We start from the raw sequence: 22,672 nt of genomic DNA, 5'->3' as shown, positions 1-22,672 counted from the left end.
TGCAGGCGTGGGAGCGCCGTCGATCAGTCCGGAGTGCGCGGCCAGTATACGAACCGGCACCCTGCGACAATCATCCCCGGTCCTAGTGGTGAAAAGACGGGGATGGGTTGGCCCGCCATGTCACGATCTGGGGTCTTCGTAGCAGGCATCCGGGCCAACTGGACGTTTTTCAGTACCCTCCTGCCCAGAAGGAGGTCCTCCTGTCCGAGTTGCCCCACGTCTCCGTGGTCATGGCCGTGCGCAACGAGGCCACGCACATCGAAACCACCCTGCGGGCCGTCTTCGATCAGGACTATGAAGGCCCCTTCGAGGTGGTGGTCGCAGACGGGCGGAGCACCGATGGGACCCTCGCCATCCTGCGAAGGAGCGCCGCGGCGGACTCCCGCCTGAAATTGGTCGACAACCCCGAACTAGGGGTGGGTCCAGGTCTCAACCGGGCCATCGGCGCGGCTGGGGGCCAGGTCCTGGTGCGGTGTGACGGGCATGCCGAATTCGCCCCCGACTACGTGCGGCTGGCGGTCAGACTGCTGGAGGAGACCGGAGCGGCCAACGTGGGCGGGCGGCAGGACGCCGTGGGCGCCACAGGCCTCCAGCGGGCGATTGCCATCGCCATGAACTCGCCGGCCGCGGCGGGTACCGCCCGGTTCAGGTACTCCTCGGTAGCCGGGCCGGCGGATACCGTGTACCTGGGGGTATTCGACCGGCAAGCCCTCGATGAGGTCGGGGGCTTCGACCCGACCCTGGTTCGCAACCAGGACTTCGAGCTCAACCACCGGCTCCGGAAGTCCGGGAAGCTCGTCTGGTTCGACCCGCGTCTCGGGGTCACGTACCGCCCCCGTTCCAGCCTCCGCGCCCTATGGAGGCAGTATCTCGACTACGGCAGATGGAAGCGGGTGATGCTGGCGCGCAATCCGGGCGCGCTCGCCGCGCGGCAGTTAGCTGCGCCTGTGCTGGTCATCGGGTTGATCGGCGCTGCGATCGGCGCCGGGATCGGAGCGCCGTTCTGGTGGATACCGCCGGCCGGCTACGGGATCCTGATCGCGATCACCACGCTCTCGGAGACGATCAGGCGCCGGGATCGGGCCGCTTGGCTCCTCCCGGCGATAATGCCGGCCATGCACCTGGCGTGGGGGATCGGCTTCCTATTCGTTCCCACCGGAGGGCGTCAGGCACCCGGGTAGAAGGCCCGAGCTAGCAAGGTGGCCATCTCGCCCCGGGTGAGGGGCCTGTCGGGGCAGAACGAGGTCTCGGTGCAGCCGACAGTGATACCTTCAGCGGCAATGGCGTGGATGGCTCCGCTGTGGGTACTGGCGGCGGGAACATCATCGAACCTGCGGCCGTCAAACGAGTCGAGCGGCGCCAGGTCCAGCGCCCTCATCAGGAACGTGGCCATCTGTCCCCGGGTGAGGGGACCGTCCGGACAGAACCGGTTGGTAGCGCATCCGGCCGTGATCCCGGCCTCGGCCAGCGCATATATCTCTCTCGAGTGCGGGAGGGAATTGGGGACGTCCGCGAAGTTGAGGCGATAGGGCTCCTCGGGCCTCGGGAGCCGGGCGGCCCTCGCCAGCAGGATCGCTGCGTCGAGCCGCTTGGCATGATCATTCGGGCAGAAGTAGAGGCTGTAATGATCGCATCCCTCTGCGATCCCGCCTCGCCGGAGGGTGTCTATTCCTTCCTCATGAGTATTGCCCGCTATGTCTTGGAAGGGGGGGAGTTCGTCGTACTGTATCTCGCCCTGGTCGGGCGCCTGCCCTTCCCCGTCAACGCCCTGGCCCGGAGTCTGAGGCTCCTCGGTGGGCGGGGCCGGACGGTCATCGATGGCACGAACGAGCGACGACCTGAGACCGAGCCCGTAGCGGAGCCAGGCTCCGGCAACCGTCGTAGAGACCTCGCTTCCGTCATCCATCCCGTCGAACCGCACCCTGGCGGGGCTGGTCGTGCTCGGACCCGACACCAGTCGGGCATCGGTCACCTCGTCCCATCCCAGCCGGTCGGCGATCGTGGACGCCGGGATGGTGGTGCGCCACGACGCGACCGGGTTATCCACGCTCGGATCCACGTCCCAGGGATCTTCCACGGGCAGCAGGTATGGCCACTGGGTCACCGAGATCGGCCGATCGTTCCACTCGGTGAAGAAGCCGTAGCGATTGCTGTTGGTGACTCCCCCGGTCGAGGTGGAGTAGAACGCCTGGATGACGCCACCCCTGGTGAATCCCTCCCACCCCTGCCCGAAGTAGGTGAGTACCCGGCCCTCCGTGGCGGCCACGGCGTCCACCCAGGCTGCCTGATCGGGGCCATTCTCACGCCACCAGCCCGCGTACACCTGATCCCGGGTGTTGTCGTACAGGTGGCACCAGCAGGAGTTCTTGCGCGAGGTGCTGATCCCCGGATCCGCATCGGGATCCGCCGGACGCTCGTTCACCTCCTGTGCCAGGAACTTGAAGGCCGCGTAGGTTCGGGCCGCCACCGCCTGTGCCTCGTTGACCCCGGGCGCCTTCCAGTAGGGGAAGATCTCGGCGACACCCCGGACATAGTCCTCAAGGCCGATGGTGATCAGCACGTGAAAGCCGACCTCGACCGGATCGTCCCGCAGCTTGATGGCGCCATGGCGGTACTCGCATTCCGAGTCCCTCACCACGCAGGGCTTCCTCCGGTCCTCCCCGTACCGGAGTTGCACCCCGTCCGCTTCGGGCCACGAGATCGAAGCCCGGCAATCCCCCATCGTTCCCTGAAGTTCGCCCGCCTTGAAGAAACCGCACTCCCCTGCATCGATCCGGCGGAACTGCCAGCGCTCCCCCTCCTGCGGCTGCTCCGGCTTGGGACAGGGCCCTTCACCGTCATCTGCCAGGCAGAGATCCAGCGGCCCGCCGACCGCAGTGAACTCCAGAAGGATGATCTCGGAGGCGATGTTGATCCAGAGCGGGTTGTCCAGCGTGGTCAGCAGGTCGCTCGGCAGGTCGAGATCGGACAGATCGGCGGGACTCGAGCCGGTGTAGTAGTAGGCGGCGATGTCCTCGCCAGGCTTCCCCGGGTCCGCCAGGGCCTGGCCTAAGGCCCCCCACTGGCCCATGCCCACGCCGTGGCCCCAGCCCGAACCCTCGAAGGTGAAGGCCTTTTCCTCGGCCGTTACCTGAAGCGCTACCCCGATGATGGCAACCAGCGCGAGGAGCATGCTGAAAAGGACGGGGGTGGTTGGCCCGCGACTCCTCGACCTGGGGTTTCGTTGGGGACTATCGGGCCAAATGGACACTTTTCGGCGCACTCCTAGTAGCAATGCCCTCCTGACCACGCCGGCCAGTGTAGGAGCGCTCGGTGGTCTGTCCGGGGAATGTGTCTGTGTCCGCCGGCGCTGCGATCGGGGCCGGTTACGGTAGAGTCCGGCCGTGCTCGAGCCCACCCGCGGAGGAGTGCTGCTTCTCTCATGGATCCGGTGACCTCTCCTGTCCCACCCGCCGCGATAAGAAACAACGACTGGCGCGCCCTGGAACCGCCGTCAGCCGGCGACTTCATACCCGGACTTCCCGTCTCGATCGTCGTCCCGTACTACGAGGCGCCCGATGCGCTCGATCTGACCCTGGCGGCGCTGGAGCAACAGACCTACCCCCGTGACCTGTTCGAGGTGATCGTCGTCGACGACGGCTCGTCCGTACCCTTGGAACCACCCGAGTCCAGCCCGCTGGACGTGCGGGTGATCCACCAGGAGGACCTGGGATTCGGGCTGGCCCGCGCCCGGAACAACGGAGCGAGAGCGGCGCGCCACCCCATCCTCATCTTCCTCGATTGCGACATGCTTCCCGAGGCGGGGTGGCTGGCCGCGCACGCGCGGTGGCATCATCTGGCCGGCGACGTGCTCACCCTCGGGTTCCGAGCTCATGTCGATGTCCGCGGCATCGATGCGGATGCCATCCGCCACCGGACGGGTGCCCTGGCCGACCTGTTCAGGGGCAGGAGGGTCGATCGGCCGGAGTGGATCGAGTTCCATATGGCCAGGACCGATGAGCTGACCCTGGAATCCGACGACATCTTCCGGGTGGTGACCGGCGGGAATCTCGGAGTCAGCCGATGGTTCTTCGATCATGTCGGCGGCTTCGACGACTCCTTCACCCGCTGGGGAATGGAGGACACCGAGTTCGGCTACCGGGCCTTCACCCATGGTGGCCCGCTCGTGCCGGTTCGCGACGCCGCTTGCTGGCATCAGGGCGAGGGTGCTGATCCCAGCGCGGCGGAGCAGGCGAGTCTCGACATCCAGCGGGCCAAGGCATCCCATCTCATCGCGCACCCCCATTTCCGCGACGCCGAGCCCGGTCGCAGCTTCACCGTCCCTTCCTACGTCGTGACCATCGACCCTCGGGATCGCTCTCCGGAAGTGGTGCTCGCCGCCGCGGGGGAAGTCATCTCCAACACCATCCACGACCTTGTCGTCTGGATCGGAGACCGGCCGGGAGACCCCGGTTACGAAGGCCTGGAGAACCACCTGGCGCCGGACCCCCGGGTCTTCTTCGGGTCCGTCGATGGCGCTATCCGGCAGTTTCCCATTTCATCCTTCCACGTCCGCATACCGGCCGGCATGGCGATCGACAGACGGATCGTCCAGCGGCTCCGGGATGCGTTGGGTACGCGGGCTGGCGCCATGGCGACCCTCGGAGATGGATCCAGCATCTCGATCACCCGTACCTGGGTCTTGCAGCGAGCGCGCCGTACCGGAGACGACCTCGCCGACCTGGGTGAGATCTTGCCGCTGAGCCTCTCCGACCTGGTGCTGCGCCGCAAGACTCCCATGCCGATGGCGAGCCTCCGGTTGAGCGGATCGCCTCTGGGCGCCAAGGCCGCTCTGGTGCTGTCGCGGCTGGCCAGGGTTCGAAGTCCTCGCCAGGCCCTGGCCTTCGCGAGATGGTTCGTATCAGCCTTGGGCCGGCGGCTGTTCAATGTCATGAGGCGTTTGTGGGCGAGCATGCGCCCAGCCCCGCTCGATCCGACCAGGCAGGCCGAGTACCCGCTGGGCGTGGAGATCGCCGTCATCGGACATCGAGCCCGGGATGCATTCTCCGGTTCGAGCCGCGTCCACCTCTCCCCGGACGGCGAGCAACTCGATCTGGTTGTGGTCGACACTGCGGACGGATTGCCGGAGGCCGGCCTGGCCGGCGATCCGCCCGCGGTGATCCTGGCCGAGGAGTCCCCTCTGCTGGCCGTCCCGGCGTTCGACATCGAGCAGGCGAACCCAGTGGACTGGACATGGCACGTGGGCGGCCAGGTCGGCGCCCTGAGCGAGATAGGACTTCCCGAGAGCATGCAGATCGACACCGTGGTCGACATCGCCGATCGGGAGGCGCTCTCCAAACTCCATCACCTGGAGGACTCCCGGCCCTTCCACCCCGACACCATCTGCCGGGCGGCGACGCTGGCTTCATTGGCCGCCACCGGGTTGGTGGTCCATGTCAACGAGGACGATCCCGATTTGGAGGCCCACCTAGGGTCAGAGTTGTACCGCGCCATGCGCGACGAACGGATCTTGCAGAGCGGCCTGAGAACGAGAGAGCGGCTCAGCATAGGTATGCGCCGGGCGGCCCTGCGCACCCACTCGCTTCGCGCCAGAGCCCGGCAGGTCGCCGCTGCGGCCGGCCTCTCCGCGTTTCCGGGGCTCCCGGAGGTCTCCATCCTGCTGGCCACCAGGCGGCCCGGCCTGCTGGCAAGGTGCCTGGAGGTCGTGGCCTCCCAGACCTATCCCCGCCTCGAGTTGGTGCTGGCCCTACACGGAGAGCGGTTCCCCGACCTGATCGACACCTCGAACTGTCCGTTCCCGGTCGAGGTGGTGCGAGCCCCGTCCGACCGGTTGTTCGGGGAGGTGCTCAACCAGGCCACCCGGGTGGCCGGCGGGACCCTGCTGGCGAAGATGGACGACGACGACCACTACGGCAGCGAGCACCTGTGGGACCTGGTGCTGGCACACGAGTACTCCGGCGCCAACCTGGTCGCCAAGGCGGCCGAGTTCGTCTACCTGGAGTCCAGCGACACCACGATCCACCGGATGATCGGAGGGGGCGAGGTCCGGTCGGGCAATCCCACCATTGCCGGAGGCGCCATGATCATCACCGTCGACGACCTGGCGCAGGCCGGTGGTTGGCGCCGGCTCCCGAGGTGGGTCGACCAGGCTCTGCTCAAGGACGTGGTCCGGGAAGGGGGAGTCGCCTACCGGACCCACGGACACGGGTACCTGCTCGTGCGGCACGGTGATGAGCACACCTGGAACTCGCCCGACTCCTACTTCCTGCGCCATGCCCAGGAAACCCGTCCGGGACGCGACCTGGACTTCGCCGCTATCGAATGAGGGATTCCGCGCTGAACAGAGCGTAGCGGCCCCGCTCGGCCACGGGCCCCACACCTGCTGCGATCGCCACCGGCATCCGATCCACCCGGACCAGCACCAGGTCGGCGCCCCTCGCCGCCGCGATGCGGTCCGGCGACACCTCGACCACCGGCAGGTCCCAGTAGTAGCTCACCCAGCGGGAGAGGGGGTCGACTCCTTCGGCCACCCACGCCACCTCCTGGCCGAGCGCCGGTGCCACCGCCCTGACCAGCCCGCCGGCATCGGAAGGAGCGTGGAAGTAGGCCTGCCGGTAGGCGCCTAGGCCGCGGAACCCGAGCACCGCCAGGAGGACCAGGCCCGCCACCGCCAGCGCCTGCATCTCCTTCATCCACGCCCGGTTCCCGGCGCCCGACCGGCGAGCGCCCGACCGGTCTAGGATGACCGCCAAGCCGAGCATAACGGGCACGAGGAGCGGGTAGGTCCAGTAGTCGTGCACGAAGGCCGCGTCAGGGTTGGCCAGGGTCCAAAGCCCGAGGGCGATCAGGATCGCGCCCGAGGCCATCCGGGCGCGCCTGTCGACCACGGCCGCGACGATGGCCGGAAGGATCAGCCACCTGAACCAGCCGGGGAAGAGCGTTCCGTAGAACCAGCGATAGTTCTCCACCAGAGCGTCCCACGCCGGCCACCTGCGGCGGTCGGCGGCGTGTGCCGTCAGCTCGGCCACATCCCCGACCGCCAGCGCCCATACCAGCGTCACCAGCACCATCGCCGCGCCGACGCCGGCGACCAACCGGGCGGTCCTGACGAGTCCCGAGTGCAGGAGTCCCCATCCGGCCAGCACCGCCACCAGCAACGCACCCGTCCACGAGGAGAACGCCACCGCACCGGCAACTATGGCCAGCACCACGGGAGAGGGTTCGGCACCGGATAGGTCGCCGGAGCCGGGGCTCTGAGCAGGATCGTCGCCCGATGCCCTCGGAAACCGGGTCCAGAGCCCGAGCAGGATGACCATGAGCGACACGCCTAGCCCGAGCCGGGCGTAGATCCAGAACATGGGGGTGGAGGCCACCAGCGCCATGGCCAGGACGGTCGCGCCTGCGCCCAGACCGAGCCGGCGGGCCAGCCATATCAGACCCCCCACGGTTAGCAGACCGGCCAGGTAGCCGATCATGCGGAGCTGCCATTCGCCCTGACCGAGGAACGAGCCGACCAGAGCGTGCATCAGGTTCAGCAACGGCGGATGATGGACGTACGGGTGCTCCGCGAAGGGTGCCATGGACGCCAGGTAGTCCGATCCCGGCAGGCCGTTCTCGATGAAGTTGCGAACCTGCAGACCGAACCGGGCATTGATCCGGCCGTCGTGACTCGCTCCCAGGGGCAGGAACAGTAGCTCCCACCATCCCACGGCCATCATCGTAAGGAGTGCCCCACCACCTAACGCCGTGACCCTCGAGCCTCCATCGAGGCGCCGGAGTATGGCAGGGGTACGCACCCTCCGCAGCCTAGAACCGAGGAGCCGACTGCTTCCCGGGCTCGCGGTTCACCGCCGCCGGACGGCGCCCGGCTTGCCGCCACGCGCTCGGGCGGGCAAACTCCGGGGAGCGTGCAACCCGACTCACCCGTGGACGTCAGCATCGTCCTCCCGGTTTTCAACGAAGCTGGCCATCTCCTGACCGAGCTAGGCCGGATCAGAGCCACCATGGACACATCCCCGTACGCCTACGAAGTCGTGGTGGTCGACGACGGCTCCACCGATGGCGGCGTCGAGGAGTTGCCCGACCTGGATCATGTCCGCGTGATCTCCTTCCCGCACAACCGGGGATCGGGCGCCGCCCGCCGCGCCGGCACGACTCTGGCCAGGGGCGAGGTGGTGGTGTGGACCGACGCCGACATGACCTATCCGAACGACCGCATACCGGAGCTCGTCGCCCTGCTGCCCGGATGGGACATGGTGGTGGGCGCCCGCCAGGTGGAGCGAGGCACCCGCCGCCTGGCCCGCGTTCCGGCCAAGTGGATCATCCGAATGCTCGCCTCCTTCCTGGCCCGTACCAGGATTCCCGACCTGAACTCAGGATTCCGCGCCTTCCGTAGAGTGGTGGCCGGCCAGTACCTCCACCTCCTCCCGGCCGGCTTCAGTTGCGTGACCACGCTCACCATGAGCTTCCTATCAAACGGGTACTCCGTTCGCTATACCCCCATCGACTACGCCCCGCGAGCCGGGCGGTCCAAATTCCACTGGTGGAAGGACACGGTCTTCTATATCAGGCAGGTGGTACGGATGGTGCTTCTTTGGAACCCGCTGCGGTTCTTCGCTCCCGTCGGTGTGGTGCTGGGGGCCGGCGGAGCGGGCAAGCTGGTCTACGACCTGGCCACAAAGGACCTACGGGTGGCCACCAACACCGTGGTGCTGCTGCTGGCTGCGGCGCTGGTACTTCTGGTGGCGCTGGTGGCCGACCTGCTGGTACAGCTCAACCGGTCCCGGGACGCGGTGCTGCCCGCCCACACCTCGCCCGAGGACCGGGCCGGCTGAAGGCTGATCCCTGGAGGCTCGAGTATTGCTACCAGCAAGGGTCCGGATCCAGCTCTTCACCGGAACCTGCCTGACCATGATCTGCAGACGCTCCCGGGCCATCCCCCGATGACCCGCCGGATCGCCCTGGCCGGCTGGTTCGGCTCCGACAACCTCGGCGACGAGTTGATCCTGAGCGCCCTCGCCAGCCGCATCCGCGCCCGGGGAGCGACACCGGTGGCGATCTCGATCGATCCGGTCCCCACCTCGGACCTCCATGCGATCAGCGCGCTGCGGCATCGCTCCCCCGGGGACACGCGCCGGCTGTCCCGGTCGCTGGCCGGACTGGACGGGATCATCCTCTCGGGAGGATTGATCCAGAACGAGACCTCGCCGTGGAACCTCCCATTTCACGCCTCACGCGTGTGGGCAGGCAGGCACCTGCCGGGCGCGGCGGTCGGGCTCGGCGTGGGCCGGGTGACGGGGCGCTGGTCGATCACCGTTGCCCGCCGGATGATGCGCCGCCTGAACACCCTGGTAGTGCGGGACCACGCCTCGGCGGACCGCCTCGCGGCCTGGGGGATGACGCGGGTCCGCGTGGGCGCCGACCCCGTCGTGGCGGAGGAGGTACCACCCGTCGCGGCCGACGACTCGCTTTGCGTGGTGCTCCGGCCTCCTAACCGGCGGGGAGTGCGTACCGCTGCCGCCAAGGCCGGGCCACCCCCTGCGGCCCAGGCGGCAGCCATCGCATCAGCACTTGACGCGGTGGCCGATGACACGGGGCTCAGGATCCGCATGGTGGCGTTCCAGGCCGGCCGCGACTCACCGGTCCACGAAGCCGTGGCCGATCACCTCAGGCATGATGCGGAGTTGTCGACCCCAGGACTGGACGAGGTTCTCGACGAGGTCGGCCGGAGCCGGCTGGTGATCTCCATGCGCTACCACGGAGCGATTGCCGCCCTGCTCCACGGCAGGGCCGCGGTGCTCCTCGACTACTCCCCCAAGATGGCCTCGCTCGCAGCCGAGGGCGGGCGGTGGGCGCCGCTCATCACCGAGCCCGACACGGAGCCGGATCGCCTGGTGAGAGCCGCCCGGTCCGCTCTGGGGGTGGCCTACCGGGCGGCGACAGCGAGGGCAGCGCTCCGGGTTCGCCTCGCCGAGAACGACCGGGCGCTCGACGAGCTGATCCCGTGAGCACGACCCCGGTGCTTGGCCGGTTGCTCAAGATCCTCCGTGTCGCCTACCTGGCCGGACTGGCGGTCGTGATCGGCTGGGTGGCGAGGACGGAGTGGGACGAGGTGCTGACCCTGCTCGGCAACGCCCGCCCGGGGCTGATCGTGGCCTCGCTGGCCTCCAGCTTCATCCTGATCCTCATCGGCGCCTGGTTCTGGACGGCGAGCCTGCACATCCAGGGACACGGCCTAGATACCCCCCGCCTGCTCACCAAGGCCACGGTGGCGACGTCCCGCTCGCTGCTGGCCCGGTACGTGCCCGGATCGGTCTGGTTCGCGGTCGGACGGGTGGCTTTGCTGCGCAACGCCGGCGTGCCCATGGGACCGCTCAGTGCCACCGCCATCCTCGAAATGGCCACCAGCCTGACCGTGGTGCTCATGAGCGGGCTGGCCGTCCTCGGCCTCTCGGGCGGCATCCCGGGAGGCGCCGTATGGATGGTGTTCGTCGCCGTAGCCCTGATCGTGGCCACGGCGCCGGGCGGAGGGGGCCGGGTGATGGCCTGGCTGGCCGCCCGGCGGGGCATCGAGTTCGCTCTCGATTGGCGCGGCTACCTCCGGCTGATCGGCATCAACGTGGTCTTCTGGGGATGGTCCGCCGTGACGTTCCTGCTGTATCTGCGGGCCTTTCCGGCGGCTGACGAGTTCCGCACACTGCTGATCGTGGGCGGGTTCCTCCTCACGTGGGGGATCGGGTTCCTGGCGCCCTTCGCACCCCAGGGAATCGGCGTGTTCGAGCTGACCATGGCAACCTTGCTCCAAGCCGAGGGGACGGCCCAGACCGTGGTGGTGCTGGGGGGCTACCGGCTGGTGCTCCTGGCGCGGGACTTCATCGCCACCACGACCGCCGAGTTCATCGCCACTCGGCAAGCGCTTCGAGAGCGCGAGCCCCCGGGGATACATCCGGAATCCGGGGTGTCCGACGATGCCGGGCAGGATCCGCCAGGAACGCCTCGATGACGGCCGGTTCGTAGCGGCTCACCACCACGTTGGCCCCCACCCCGTCCGGGCGCTCGGTGTGCATGCGCCACAGCAGGGTCGGAACCCCCAACAGGGCGCACTCCTCCTGGATGGAGCCCCCGTCGGTCATCACGAACGGTGCCGCAGCCAGCATCTCCACGAATTCGGTGTGTCCAGCCAGGCCTCTGAGCTCGACGCCGGCCCGCTCAAGGCTATCCAGCCGGGACCGTCCCAACGCTCCGCTGGTCGGCTCGTGCAGCATCCAGCGGACCGGCCTCTCGCCGGCGAGACGCTCCACGAGCGTGGCAAGGTCCTCCCGCCGGCGCCGCCGGTGCAGGTTCTCCACCCGGTGCATGGTGACGATCACCGGCCCGGTACCGGCCTCGCCCGGAGCCGCCCTGGCGAGCGCCTCCACGATCGTGTTGGCGGGCAGGGCCACCACCCTCCCCTTGACCCCCATCGCCGCCAGATTGCTGACGGCATCACGGTCGGGCGCGAACAGCAGTTCGGCACGACGGGACACCAGGTGGCGGATCAACTCCTCGGGGAAGGGATGCAACCACCGCCCCGACCTCAGCCCTGCCTCCAGATGGGCCACCACCAGCCCGGCCCGGCGGGCCATCATCATGCTCAGCAGGGTGGAGGGGGTGTCGCCGTGGACCACGCACACTCCATCCATGCCCCCGAACACCTGCTCCAGGACACGCCGCCGCGACACCAGCCGGGCGACCAGGCCGAGCCCCCACCGCACCGCCTGGGGGATCGTGGTGACGTCGGTCGTGCCGCCCAGCCGGACATCGGGGGCCCGCAGGCCCAACTCCACCTGGAACGAGCCGACCAGTTCGGCATGCTGCCCGGAGTCGACCAGCCGGTAGTCGATCCCCTGCTGCTCCATGGCCCATATCAGCGGCGCGGTCTTGATGTACTGGGCCTTGGTTCCGATGAAGACGTGGATCATGCTCCCCGACCCTCGCCACCCTGCGGGCGTGCGGGCCTCACCGGGGCGCCGACGGGGAAGCCCGGCCGTAGGCCTCGATGACGGCTTCGGCGGATCCCAGGTCCCGTACCCTCCCCCGCTCCAGCCACAGAACCCGATCACACATCTCGGCCATACCGCTGAGTACGTGGCTGGCCACCATCACCGCCCCACCCTGCCCGAGCAGTTCTCGCATGGCCGCCTGGCTCTTCTTCCTGAATCCGGCGTCGCCGACTGCCAGGACCTCGTCCAGCAGCAGGATGTCGGGCAGCAGATGGATGGAGATCGAGAAGGCCAGCCGGGACACCATGCCCGACGAGTAGGACTTGATCGGGCGATCGATGGCCTCTCCCAGCTCGGCATAGGCCACGATGGCATCGAACAGCCGGGCCACCTCCGCCCGGGCCAGTCCGTGGGCCAGACCGCTCAAGTAGACGTTGCGGCGCCCGGAGAGCTCATGGTTGAAACCCGCCCCCAGTTGGAGGAGGGTGGAGGTCTCACCGTTCACCACCACCGAGCCCGAGTCGGGACGCATGGTCCGGGCGATCACCCGCAGCAGCGTGCTCTTGCCGGCCCCGTTATCACCCACCAACCCCATGGTCTCTCCCCACTCCACCTCGAAGGAGACGTCCTCGAGAGCCACCACCGTGGTGGTCTGCCTGAGCCTGCGCCGGGCCACCACCCGCCGGAAGGTCGAGGCGCGGTCCACGTAGGAGCGGTAGCGAACCCCTACCTCGCTGACCCTGATGGCCTGTGGCGATCGCGCCGCCCTCATAGATGCCGCACCATGTTGCCCTCGTGCCGGACGAAGCTGAGGATGCCGCCCCCGCCGATCACCACCGTCCACAGCAACGCCAGCACGAACGCACCGGTTTCCAGATCCCTTCCCATGAGCGCCATCCGGTAGAACGAGAGGATCCCGTACATGGGGTTCAGGACCGCCAGGTCCTCGACCAGGCCGCCCCGATCTCTCAGGAAGCTCAGAGGCCAGATGATCGGGGACAGGTAGAGCCACAGCCTGGTCAGGTGCGGTATCAGGTTGTTGATGTCCCGGAACGGGATGGCAAGCCGAGCGGTCCATCCGGCGAGTCCCAGGTTGAAGACCGTATGGAGGGCGACGGCTGCCGGTAACCACAGCAGCGTGACGCCCGGCGAAACGCCGTCGGCAGGCCAGACGATTAGGTAGTAGACGGCGATCGACATCAGGAAGCCGACCCCGGTCTCGATGACAGCGGAGATCGGCAGGATCAGCCGCGGGAACCGGATGTTCACCAGGAGGCGGCGGTTGGCCAGGATGCTGTTGGCGCCCGAGGTCATGGCGGTGGCGGTGTAGTTGAAGGCGAACACCCCGGACAGGAGCCAGGCGATGAACTGCGGCTCGCCGCGCCGGCCGCCCAGGATCAGGCCGAACACCAGGAAGTAGACGGCCGCCATGATCAGGGGGTTCAGCATCCACCACACCAGCCCCAGGGAGGTGGAGGCGTTGCGCGCCTTGAGGTTGCCCAGGGCCAGGAACCACCCGAACTCGCGCCAGCGCCACAGGTTCCGGACGTAGTTACGCCACCCGGAGAGGCTGGGGACCTGATCGGCGGTTACTGTGGACACGCCGCCCGATTCTACGATCCGACCCGTGTCCCGGCCTGCCTCACCGGAGGGAGCAAGCCCGGCAGCAGGATCAGGAACCGTCCAGCCAGGCTGCCAGGCGCCGGGCCACCGCCGGACCGGTGAGGCCCAGCTCCTCGGCGATCCGGCCGGCCGGCGCCGATGCGCCGAAGCGGTCGATGCCGATACTCAGCCCATCCGGGCCGGTGAACCGCGACCAGCCGAAGGTCGAGCCGGCCTCAACGCTGGCGACCGGTAGGCCGTTCCCCAGTACCTCGCGGCGGTAGTCATCCGGTTGCTCCAGGAAGAGCTCCGCACAGGGCATGCTCACCACCCTGATCGAGTGGTCTCCCGCCAGCAGGTCCGCCGCTTCCAGCGCCACCGAGACCTCGGAACCGGTGGCGATCACGACCGCGGCGTCGCCGTCCCGCAACACGTAGGCGCCTCGGGCCACGCCGCCCTCCCGTCCGGAACGGTCCAGTACCGGCACTGCCTGCCGGGTTCCGAGGATGATGGCCGGATGGCTCCGGTTGAGCACCGTCTCCCACGACTCGAGCATCTCTCCCGCATCGGCCGGCCGGAACACCGCCATATTCGGCATGGCACGCATGGCGGCCAGGTGTTCGATGGGCTGATGGGTGGGGCCGTCCTCCCCCAGGAACACCGACTCGTGGGTGAATACCCAGATCGAAGGGATGTCCATGAGGGCGGAGAGACGGATTGCGGGGCGCATGTAATCGCTGAATACGAAGAAGGTGGCGCCGTAGGGTCGCAACCCGCCGTGGAGGGCGAGGCCGTTGACGATGGTTCCCATGGCGTGCTCGCGCACCCCGAAATGCATGTTCCGACCCGCGGGATTCTCGCGGGCGAGGCTCCCACCCGTCGACAGGATCGTCTTGGTCGATCCGACGAGGTCGGCGGACCCACCGATCAGTCCGGGAACCTTCCGGCCGATCTCGTCGAAGATGGCCCCGATGGCCCGCCGGGTGGCGATACCGGCGCCTACCTCGAATCCCGGCCCTTCCAGGCTCACCCGCTCGGGAGAGTGGTAGCTCGACCAGCGTGCCTCCAGCCCGGGGTCGGATGCGCTGGCGGCCCGGAAACGCTCCTGCCAGCGGATCCGGGCGGCCCGGCCCCGGTCCATACCGGCGCCGAAGTACTCCGCCACGCCGGCGGGAACGTGGAAGTCCTCGGCGGGCCAGCCCGCGCCGCGGCGCCACCCGGCGATCTCATCCGGCCCTAAGGGCGCGCCGTGGGCGCCGGCCGTGTCCTCCTTGTTGGGGGCGCCCTTACCGATGAGAGTCCGGGCGATAACCAGCGATGGACGATCGGCCACCGCACAGGCGGCGGTGTACGCCTCATCGATGGCAATCGGGTCATGACCGTCGACCTCCACCGTGTGCCATCCCACGGCGCCGAAGCGTGCCGCCACGTCCTCGCTGAACGTCAGGTCGGTGCGGCCGTCTATCGAGATGCGGTTGTCGTCGTACACGTACACGAGCTTGCCCAGACCCAGGTGTCCGGCCAGCGAGGCCGTCTCCGCGGAGATGCCCTCCATCAGGTCGCCGTCCGACACGAACGCCCAGGTGCGGTGGTCCACAAGGTCGTCCCCGAACACCGCGTTGAGGTGGGCCTCGGCAATCGCCATGCCGACGGCGGTTCCGAAACCCTGCCCGAGCGGCCCCGTGGTCATCTCGATCCCCAACTCCGGCTCGTACTCGGGGTGGCCCGCGGTGGGCGACCCCCACTGGCGGAAGTCCATCAGGTCCTGCATCGTGACCGGGAACCCGCACAGGTGGAGAACTGCGTACAGGAGCATCGAACCGTGCCCGTTGGAGAGCACGAACCGATCCCGGTCGGGCCACTGCGGATCGTCGGGATCCACCACCAGGTGGCGCTGCCACAGGACGGTGGCCAGATCGGCCATTCCCATCGGCATGCCGGGATGGCCGGAGTTGGCGCGCTGAACCGCGTCCATGGCCAGGGCGCGGATGGTGTTGGCGGCCAGGTGGTGGCTCTCGAAGTCGATGGCCATCGTGGTTACCAACTCACCCTCCCGCCGCCAAGGCCTCGAGCATGGCACCGACCGCGTCGGCGGAGACACCCCCGCTGATCCGCCGGACGACCGTGCCGGACCCGTCTACCAGGACATAGTAAGGGAAGGCATTCAGTCCGTATGCGTTGGCGATGCTGCTCGTGGCGCTGTCGACGACCACCCGCTGCGTCCACCCCTCCCGGCGGAGCCACGCGTCCGGCGGGTAGTTGGGCCGGATCTCGTCGATGGAAGTCGCAACGGACACGAAGTCCACACCTGCGGGAACTCCGTTGTCGTCGATCCACGCCTGGACCGCCGGTACCTCTAGCTGGCAGGCCGGACACCAATGCGCAAGGAAGAGAACCATCTTCGGGATCCCGTCCCTCTCTATGGAGGCAGGCAGCCCCGAGAAGTCGGAGGAGAAGACCTCGGGCATGGCGAGACCGACACCCGGATCCTCGGCCGTCCCCGCGTAGGGCGGCAGGATGGATCCGCTCACCGTCACATCGGGGGTGAGAAAGGCGGCCGCCTCGGCGCCCTGCTGCTCCTCGGTCGCGAGGTTGATCGCCAGCACCACCAGCGCGGCCACCACCACCAGGCCGATACCCACCAGCATGATCTTCTTCCCGAGCCCGGTCGACTGCTCCTCATCCGCCGTCGGCAGGGTCGCCCGGACCGGAGCGGGGGCGGCCGCAGGCCGGGCCTTGGGCTGGCTTCTCTTACCTGCCGTCCTTGCCATGCGAGCCTCTCCTGACTAGCGGTTGGTGGTTCGAGCCGGCCTGCTCAAGTGCAGCGCTACCAGCAGGGCAATGAGGCAGAAACCGGTGAACGCCATGAAGGGTATCGACATGAACCCGAATTGTTGAACCCATATGAAGGTACAGGGCGCCTCCGCCGAGCAGAACTCCTCGGATCCGCCCCACCATCCCTGCTGCTCTCCGTAGTGGTAGGCGGCGGTGAGCGCCCCACCGACGGACATGATCAGGACCAGCAGTTGGACCACCCGATGCGGCCTGACGATCGCCCAGGCCAGGAGCAGCACCAGCGGGTACATGAACCCTCGCTGCACCCAGCAGAGCAGGCAGGGAACGAACCCCTCCACCTCGGACAGGTACTGCGAGCCGAGGGTTGACACCGCGGCCACCGTCACCGCCACCGGAAGGGCATAGCCGCCCAGCTCGCGTACCGCGGTTGCTCTGAGACCGGGACGGGCCATCATCACGACCAGCCCGAGTGAAGCCGCCAGCGCCAGCAGGCTCAGCAGCGAGAAGAACAGGACCACGGCGCACCACCCGGGAGAGACCGACGGCAGATACTAGTTGTAGTGGCGTGCGGTAAGCCGCTGCTGATCTGCTTCAATGCAGTGGATGGCGCGCAACGTACTAGGCGATGAGCTCGAGCTCTGCTCGCTCGACCCACTGACCGGGTGGTGGCGGGACGGCTGTTGCAACACCGACCAGAACGATTACGGCGTCCACACGGTGTGCGTGGTGGTGACCGACGAGTTCCTCGAGTTCTCGAAATCGGTGGGCAACGACCTGTCCACCCCTATGCCTGCCCACCGCTTCCCCGGGCTCAAGGCGGGGGACAGATGGTGCCTGTGCGCGGCCCGGTGGGTGGAGGCCAAGCGGGCCGGCATGGCTCCCGACGTGGTGCTTGAGGCCACCCACGCCCGTACCCTGGAGTGGGCCGATCTGGCCGAGCTGGAAGCCCATCGGGCACCGCTTTAGACAGCGTTCAACGGCCCGTGGGCAGTAGTCAGTAGCTGGTAAATCTAACATAACTAGCAACTAGAAACTAGAAACTAGCAACTAGAAACTAGCTCCGAAGCTGGAGATGCCCCGCAAGCCGAGCCCCATCATGAACAGCAGGACCAACCCCCAGTAGAGCGCGGGACGGCGCTCGAACTGGACGCGGTAGATATAGACGAAGGTCAGGGTGAGCAGGATCACGAAGCCGTAGAACATGTGGATGCTGCCCGGCTCCATGTCCTGAGCGAAGAGCACCAGCCCCAACCCCACCTGCAGGATCGCGCCAACCACACACACCGAGACCATCGACTTGAAGGCCACGTCGGGCCGGCGCCGACCGAAGTGGTAACCGAGCGCGACCAGACCGGCCAACCCGCAGGCCACCACCACCGCCCAGCCCAGCCAGCTGTGGGCCGAGGCCATCACCGCCGCCGCCTGCGAGGCGTCCTCAGCCCGATGATCCCGTTCCGCGGGCGGGGCTCATGGCCGGTCAGTGAGGACGGAAGCGTACCGATCCCTCATCACCTTCTTGTCGAACTTGCCGGTGCTGGTCTTCGGAATCTCGGACACGGCCACGTAGGCATCCGGTAGCCACCAGTCGGCCACCTTCCCGCGCAGGTGGCCGGCCAGTTCCTCATCGCTCACCTTCCCGCCCGGATGCGGGACCACCAGGGCGATGGGTCTCTCCTGCCACCGAGCGTGCTCCACCCCGACCACCGCGGCCTCCGCCACCTTGGGATGGGCCATGATCAGGTTCTCCAGGTCGATCGAGGAGATCCACTCCCCGCCGGACTTGATGACATCCTTGGCCCGGTCGGTCACCCGGATGTAGCCCTCGGGCGTGATCTTGCACACATCGCCGGTCCGCAGCCAGCCGTCGACCATGGTGTCGGCCGTCCGCGGGTCCCGGATGTACTCGGCCGCCACCCAGGGACCCTGGACCAGCAACTCGCCGAAGGCCTCCCCGTCCTGGGGGAGCTCCCGCCCATCGTCGTCCACGATCTTGCCCCGGAGCCCCGGGATCAGCAGGCCTTGCGTCTCGATGAAGTCGAGCTGGCGTTCCCAGTCCCAATCCTCCATCTCCGGTCTCAGCATGGAGAAGGTCGCCACCGGGTTGGTCTCGGTCATGCCCCACCCCTGGATCACCTTGATGCCCCTGGCCCGCCAGTACCAGTCGATCATGGCTCTAGGAACCGCCGATCCCCCACACATGAAGGAGTGGATGGACGAGGTATCACGCTCCGGATGAGCCTCCAGGTAGTGCTGGACGGCCAACCACACGGTGGGCACGCCGGCGGAGAAGGTCACCCGCTCGCCTTCGATCAGGTTGACGAGTCCCTCGGCTGACAGGTCGTGTCCCGGATAGGTGATCTTGCAGCCGGCGGTGATGGCCATGAACGGATGCCCCCAGGCGGCGGCATGGAACATGGGTACCACCGGCATTATGTTGTCCTTGGCCGCCAGGGGGCAGAAGACGATTCCCGACAGGGCGTGCATGTAGGTGGAGCGCTGGGTGTAGGCCACGCCCTTAGGGTTGCCGGTGGTCCCGGATGTGTAGCAGTACATGTGGGGCGACCGCTCGTCGAGTTCGGGCCACGACCCCGTGTAGCCGGTCTCGGAGATCAGGTCCTCGTAGGCGATGGCGCCCGGCAGCGAGGTGGCGCCGGGATCCCCGTCGAGCATGATCCAGTACTCCACGCCCGGCAGGTCGGGCGCCAACCGCTCCGCCGCCTCCACCATGTCGCCGGATATGAACACCGCCCGGTCGCGGCCGTGGTCGATGATGTACCGGATGTGGTCCGCCGACAGGCGGAGGTTGACGGTGTGGCAGACGCGGCCCGTGTTGGCGGTGGCCCAGTAGATCTCGTGATGCCGGTGGGTGTTCCACGCCAGGGTGCCGACCACCTCGCCCGGCCGGATGCCCAGCCGGTCCAGGGCGCCCACCAATCTTCGCACCCGGTCGTCGGTCTCGCCGTAGGTGCTCCGGTAGAGGGAACCGTCGGCGTTCACCGACACGATCTCCTGGTGCGGGTAGATCCGGACGGCCCGCTCGTACAGAGTGGACAGGAGCAGGGGAAAGTCCAACATGTGCGGTGGCATCGAGTCCTCCTCTACCGGGGAAGGCTGCCACGCTGCCTCCGGGCAGACACCGGATGGTAGTGCTCGGTCAGTGGTCAGTCGTCCGGGGTTGGACCGAGACCCGGTGGGGTGTCCGGGGAGGAGGCGGGCAGCCACCACGCACGGACACACCCGCGTCCGCGCGGCACCGCTGGGTGCCCGACAACCTGCTAGTGGTCTGTCTGTGTAATGGCGGTGTGGTATGGCGAGGCAGCGGTGTTCCTCGCAAGGCCCGCTGACGAAGGCGTACCCGCAGCGGTACGTTGAGGAAGCGGAACGCAGCGACGGGACGCCGATGACCGCCAGAACACACCCAGCTATTGCGCAGACAGACCACTAGACGTCGAGCATCACCGCGGACGACAACTCGGCCAACACGTCGCGAAGCATCGACAGGGTTGCTGCATCGCCGATACGACCCTCAGAGCCGACGAGCCGGAACACCTGCTTGACCGGGTGCGGACCCCCTACGACCGTCGCCTCTGCACTGGTGAGGACACCGATCGTGGTTTCCTGGGAACGCAGAGCGCCGAAGCGTGACGGACTCGCGCCGACCACCGATACCGGCTTGCCCTCAAAGGCAGAATGGCCGTATGGGCGCGATGCCCAGTCGATGAGGTTCTTCAGCACGCCGGTAATGCTGCCGTTGTACTCGGGTGAAGCGATCAGGATGGCGTCGGCTGCGCGAATCCTGGCGCGCAACTCCAGGACTGCGCCGGGCGTCAGATCGCCCTCGGAATCCTGATTGAAGAGCGGTATCTGTCCTGCACCGTCGAAGACATCGACTTCAATCGGCGACGGCGCCAGCCGCCTCGCTGCCTCGAGCAACATCGTGTTGTAGGAGGCGCGCCTAAGGCTGCCGGGTATGGCCAAGATGCGGATGGGCTGCTCGTTCAAGAATGAACTCCTGCTGCGCACATTCGCGTCCGATGGCGGGTTACGCCTAGGAGTGCGGGACTACGAACAGGTTCCTTTGTGGCCCAAGTGCTGGATTCGGTTCCGGCCGTCCCCTGTCGCGAGTCTAATGTCTCGACCAACCATCGGTTCGGCCCCGCGCATGTGAGGGAGCCATCCGGCCCGTCACCGCCCACTGCCATGGCGACCGGACACCTCCGCGCCGTTCGCGGCTACGAGCAGCCCGGTCCGGTCAGCGGCCAGGGGCCACAGGTCGGGTAACCTTCACCGATGCCCGCGGTTTACCGGACCGAGTTGACCCCGCTGTCGTTCCTGGAGCGGTCGGCGCTGGTCTATCCCGGCAAGGTCGCCATAGTCGACGGGGATCGGCGCATCACCTACGGCGACATGGCCGACCGGACCACCCGGATGGCGAACGCCATGGCCGCCTCAGGCGTGGGTCCGGGGGACCGGGTGGCCTTCCTCTGCACCAACATCCCGGAGATGTTGATGGCCCACTTCGCGCCGGCCCTCCTCGGAGCGGTTCTGGTGGCCGTGAACGTGCGTCTCTCGCCGGAGGAGATCCGCTACATCCTTGACCATTCGGGAGCGAAGCTCCTCGTCGGCGAGACCCATCTGCTGGCCGGACTCGCCGGCATCGCCGATCGCCTCACCACCGTTTCGGAGGTCGTGGGGATCGACCGTGCCGGAGATCGCGCCGGTTTCCCCGTCACTCCCTTCGACGAGTTCATGGCCCGCGGGTCCGACCGGCAACTCCCCTGGAAGGTTGACGACGAGGAGCGGACCATCTCGATCAACTACACCTCGGGGACCACCGGCCGGCCCAAGGGTGTCATGTACACGCACCGGGGCGCCTACCTGAACGCCTTGGGCGAGATCATCCACTCCCGCCACTCTCCCGACTCCGTCTACCTCTGGACGCTTCCGATGTTCCATTGCAACGGTTGGTGCACTACCTGGGGCGTGACCGCCATCGGGGGCACCCATGTGTGCCTGCCCAGAGTCGATCCTGCCGAGATCTGGTCGCTGATCGACTCGGAGAAGGTCACCCACTTCAACGCAGCCCCCACCGTGCTTATCGGCCTCGCTGACGCTCCCCAAGCCCATCCCTTCCCCCGGCCCGTGACCATCACGACCGCCGGGGCGCCACCGAGTCCCACCATCATCGAGACGATGGAAAACCTGGGCGCCGAGATCGTCCACATGTACGGGTTGACGGAGACCTATGGCCCCCACACCGTGTGCGAGCTTCAGCCCGGGGTGCCCGAGATGCAGGTGGAGGACCGCGCCCGGTTCCTGGCCCGGCAGGGCGTGTCGTTCATCATCGCCGATCCCACCCGGGTGGTGGATGATGGGATGCAGGACATCCCCCAGGACGCCACCGCCCTGGGAGAGGTGGTGATGCGCGGCAACAACGTCATGAAGGGCTACTTCGACAACCCTGAAGGGACCGACGACGCTTTTCGTGGGGGTTACTTCCACTCCGGGGACATCGCGGTGTGGCACCCGGACGGCTATGTCGACCTGCGGGACCGTTCCAAGGACATCATCATCTCCGGAGGCGAGAACATCTCCACCATCGAGGTCGAGAAGGCCATCGCCTCCCATCCGGCGGTGCTCGAGTGCGCCGTGATCGCCGTGCCCCACGAGCGCTGGGGCGAACGGCCCAAAGCCTTCGTGGTCCGTAAGGGGGGCCGGACGGCGGCGGCGCACGAGATCATCGACCATGTGCGCGACCGCATCGCCCCTTTCAAGGCGCCCGACGAAGTGGAGATGGTCGACAGCCTGCCCAAGACCTCCACCGGGAAGATCCAGAAGTTCGTGTTGCGGGACCGGGAGTGGAAGGGCCGCGAGCGCCGTATCAACTGAAGTGGTACGGAACGGAGTCGCAATCCGTCCAAAAGGAAAACCCCGAGTGAGCTTGCGCCCTCTCGGGGTTCCCTTTTGCTCCAGCCGCCGCCACCCGCAGGTAGCCGCCGCTCGAGCGCTTGAGAAGCCTCTCGACTCCTCTCGCCTCTCGGATGCCAGGCCGTATCGCTACGACCGCATCCCTCAGGCGATAAGCCAGGCATCGGTTCCACGTTTTACCGCGGCTCCGGTGCCGGCAGGTCGGGATCCGTTGCGACATCGCTGCCACCTCGGCTCCCTCGACCCGTTAGGACGGGGCCGAAGCACCGCCCGGCGTGGGCCACCGCCTCCTCGTCCCATAACATCGCTGCTCTGCGACGAGGAAACGTCCTTTCCGAAGGTTTAGATCCGGTACCTGAGTATCG

Annotated in this window: 18 protein-coding genes; 7 read left to right on the top strand and 11 right to left on the bottom strand. The window is 67.6% G+C overall.

Annotated features, from left to right (window positions below):
* Positions 1-107: 107 nt before the first annotated feature.
* Positions 108-1,181 carry a glycosyltransferase family 2 protein gene (locus tag OXM57_03970; protein MDE0351825.1) on the top strand — a complete coding sequence of 358 codons (1,074 nt, stop codon included), beginning with the start codon at positions 108-110 and terminating at the stop codon, positions 1,179-1,181.
* Here the strand turns inward: OXM57_03970 and OXM57_03965 are convergent.
* Positions 1,166-3,172 (bottom strand): S-layer homology domain-containing protein, encoded by a 2,007-nt coding sequence (locus tag OXM57_03965; protein ID MDE0351824.1) that lies wholly within the window; start codon positions 3,170-3,172, stop codon positions 1,166-1,168. The two genes, OXM57_03970 and OXM57_03965, sit on opposite strands and share 16 nt — an antisense overlap.
* 258 nt (positions 3,173-3,430) lie before the next feature.
* Between OXM57_03965 and OXM57_03960 the strand changes: the two genes are divergently transcribed.
* The gene (locus OXM57_03960) at positions 3,431-6,325 is read left to right on the top strand and encodes a glycosyltransferase (GenBank protein ID MDE0351823.1); all 2,895 of its coding nucleotides are present in this window, start codon (positions 3,431-3,433) and stop codon (positions 6,323-6,325) included.
* Here OXM57_03960 and OXM57_03955 read toward each other — a convergent pair.
* Entirely contained in the window at positions 6,315-7,796 is a 1,482-nt protein-coding gene (locus OXM57_03955) for a glycosyltransferase family 39 protein (protein MDE0351822.1), read from the bottom strand. The genes OXM57_03960 and OXM57_03955 overlap by 11 nt on opposite strands.
* A 111-nt stretch (positions 7,797-7,907) precedes the next feature.
* Here OXM57_03955 and OXM57_03950 point away from each other — a divergent pair, with 111 nt between their 5' ends.
* From OXM57_03950 to OXM57_03940, 3 genes are all read left to right on the top strand, one after another.
* The gene (locus OXM57_03950) at positions 7,908-8,834 is read left to right on the top strand and encodes a glycosyltransferase family 2 protein (protein MDE0351821.1); all 927 of its coding nucleotides are present in this window, start codon (positions 7,908-7,910) and stop codon (positions 8,832-8,834) included.
* Between the two features lie 108 nt (positions 8,835-8,942).
* The gene (locus tag OXM57_03945; protein ID MDE0351820.1) at positions 8,943-10,007 is read left to right on the top strand and encodes a polysaccharide pyruvyl transferase family protein; all 1,065 of its coding nucleotides are present in this window, start codon (positions 8,943-8,945) and stop codon (positions 10,005-10,007) included.
* Positions 10,004-11,002 carry a lysylphosphatidylglycerol synthase domain-containing protein gene (locus tag OXM57_03940; protein MDE0351819.1) on the top strand — a complete coding sequence of 333 codons (999 nt, stop codon included), beginning with the start codon at positions 10,004-10,006 and terminating at the stop codon, positions 11,000-11,002. Before OXM57_03945 ends, OXM57_03940 begins: the two co-directional genes overlap by 4 nt.
* On the opposite strand, the gene OXM57_03935 is transcribed toward OXM57_03940, so the two are convergent.
* From OXM57_03935 to OXM57_03910, 6 genes are all read right to left on the bottom strand, one after another.
* Entirely contained in the window at positions 10,896-11,960 is a 1,065-nt protein-coding gene (locus tag OXM57_03935; protein ID MDE0351818.1) for a UDP-N-acetylglucosamine 2-epimerase, read from the bottom strand. The two genes, OXM57_03940 and OXM57_03935, sit on opposite strands and share 107 nt — an antisense overlap.
* Before the next feature lie 37 nt (positions 11,961-11,997).
* Entirely contained in the window at positions 11,998-12,753 is a 756-nt protein-coding gene (locus OXM57_03930; GenBank protein ID MDE0351817.1) for an ABC transporter ATP-binding protein, read from the bottom strand.
* A complete protein-coding gene (locus tag OXM57_03925; GenBank protein MDE0351816.1) occupies positions 12,750-13,583 on the bottom strand; it encodes an ABC transporter permease in 834 nt (277 codons plus the stop codon). The genes OXM57_03930 and OXM57_03925 overlap by 4 nt, the downstream gene beginning before the upstream one ends.
* A gap of 70 nt (positions 13,584-13,653) precedes the next feature.
* A complete protein-coding gene (tkt, locus tag OXM57_03920; protein MDE0351815.1) occupies positions 13,654-15,615 on the bottom strand; it encodes a transketolase in 1,962 nt (653 codons plus the stop codon).
* A gap of 13 nt (positions 15,616-15,628) precedes the next feature.
* A complete protein-coding gene (locus tag OXM57_03915; protein ID MDE0351814.1) occupies positions 15,629-16,354 on the bottom strand; it encodes a TlpA disulfide reductase family protein in 726 nt (241 codons plus the stop codon).
* A gap of 15 nt (positions 16,355-16,369) precedes the next feature.
* Positions 16,370-16,897 (bottom strand): disulfide bond formation protein B, encoded by a 528-nt coding sequence (locus OXM57_03910; GenBank protein MDE0351813.1) that lies wholly within the window; start codon positions 16,895-16,897, stop codon positions 16,370-16,372.
* An 85-nt stretch (positions 16,898-16,982) separates the two neighbouring features.
* On the opposite strand from OXM57_03910, the gene OXM57_03905 reads away from it, so the two are divergent.
* Positions 16,983-17,345 (top strand): DUF2237 domain-containing protein, encoded by a 363-nt coding sequence (locus OXM57_03905; GenBank protein ID MDE0351812.1) that lies wholly within the window; start codon positions 16,983-16,985, stop codon positions 17,343-17,345.
* A gap of 81 nt (positions 17,346-17,426) precedes the next feature.
* On the opposite strand, the gene OXM57_03900 is transcribed toward OXM57_03905, so the two are convergent.
* The 3 genes from OXM57_03900 to OXM57_03890 all read right to left on the bottom strand — a co-directional run bounded on the left by OXM57_03900 (position 17,427) and on the right by OXM57_03890 (position 20,381).
* On the bottom strand, positions 17,427-17,789 hold the full coding sequence (locus tag OXM57_03900; protein MDE0351811.1) for a hypothetical protein: 363 nt from the start codon (positions 17,787-17,789) through the stop codon (positions 17,427-17,429).
* A gap of 57 nt (positions 17,790-17,846) precedes the next feature.
* Positions 17,847-19,466, bottom strand: coding sequence for a long-chain fatty acid--CoA ligase (locus OXM57_03895; GenBank protein MDE0351810.1), 1,620 nt, complete (start codon positions 19,464-19,466; stop codon positions 17,847-17,849).
* Between the two features lie 354 nt (positions 19,467-19,820).
* Positions 19,821-20,381 (bottom strand): NAD(P)H-dependent oxidoreductase, encoded by a 561-nt coding sequence (locus OXM57_03890; GenBank protein ID MDE0351809.1) that lies wholly within the window; start codon positions 20,379-20,381, stop codon positions 19,821-19,823.
* 288 nt (positions 20,382-20,669) lie between these two features.
* On the opposite strand from OXM57_03890, the gene OXM57_03885 reads away from it, so the two are divergent.
* The gene (locus OXM57_03885) at positions 20,670-22,268 is read left to right on the top strand and encodes an AMP-binding protein (protein MDE0351808.1); all 1,599 of its coding nucleotides are present in this window, start codon (positions 20,670-20,672) and stop codon (positions 22,266-22,268) included.
* Positions 22,269-22,672 lie beyond the last annotated feature (404 nt).

Source organism: bacterium, assembly GCA_028820935.1.
GTDB lineage: Bacteria > Actinomycetota > Acidimicrobiia > Spongiisociales > Spongiisociaceae > Spongiisocius.
Note: the sequence above shows the minus strand (reverse complement) of the source record. Positions and strands in the feature narration are given on the sequence as shown.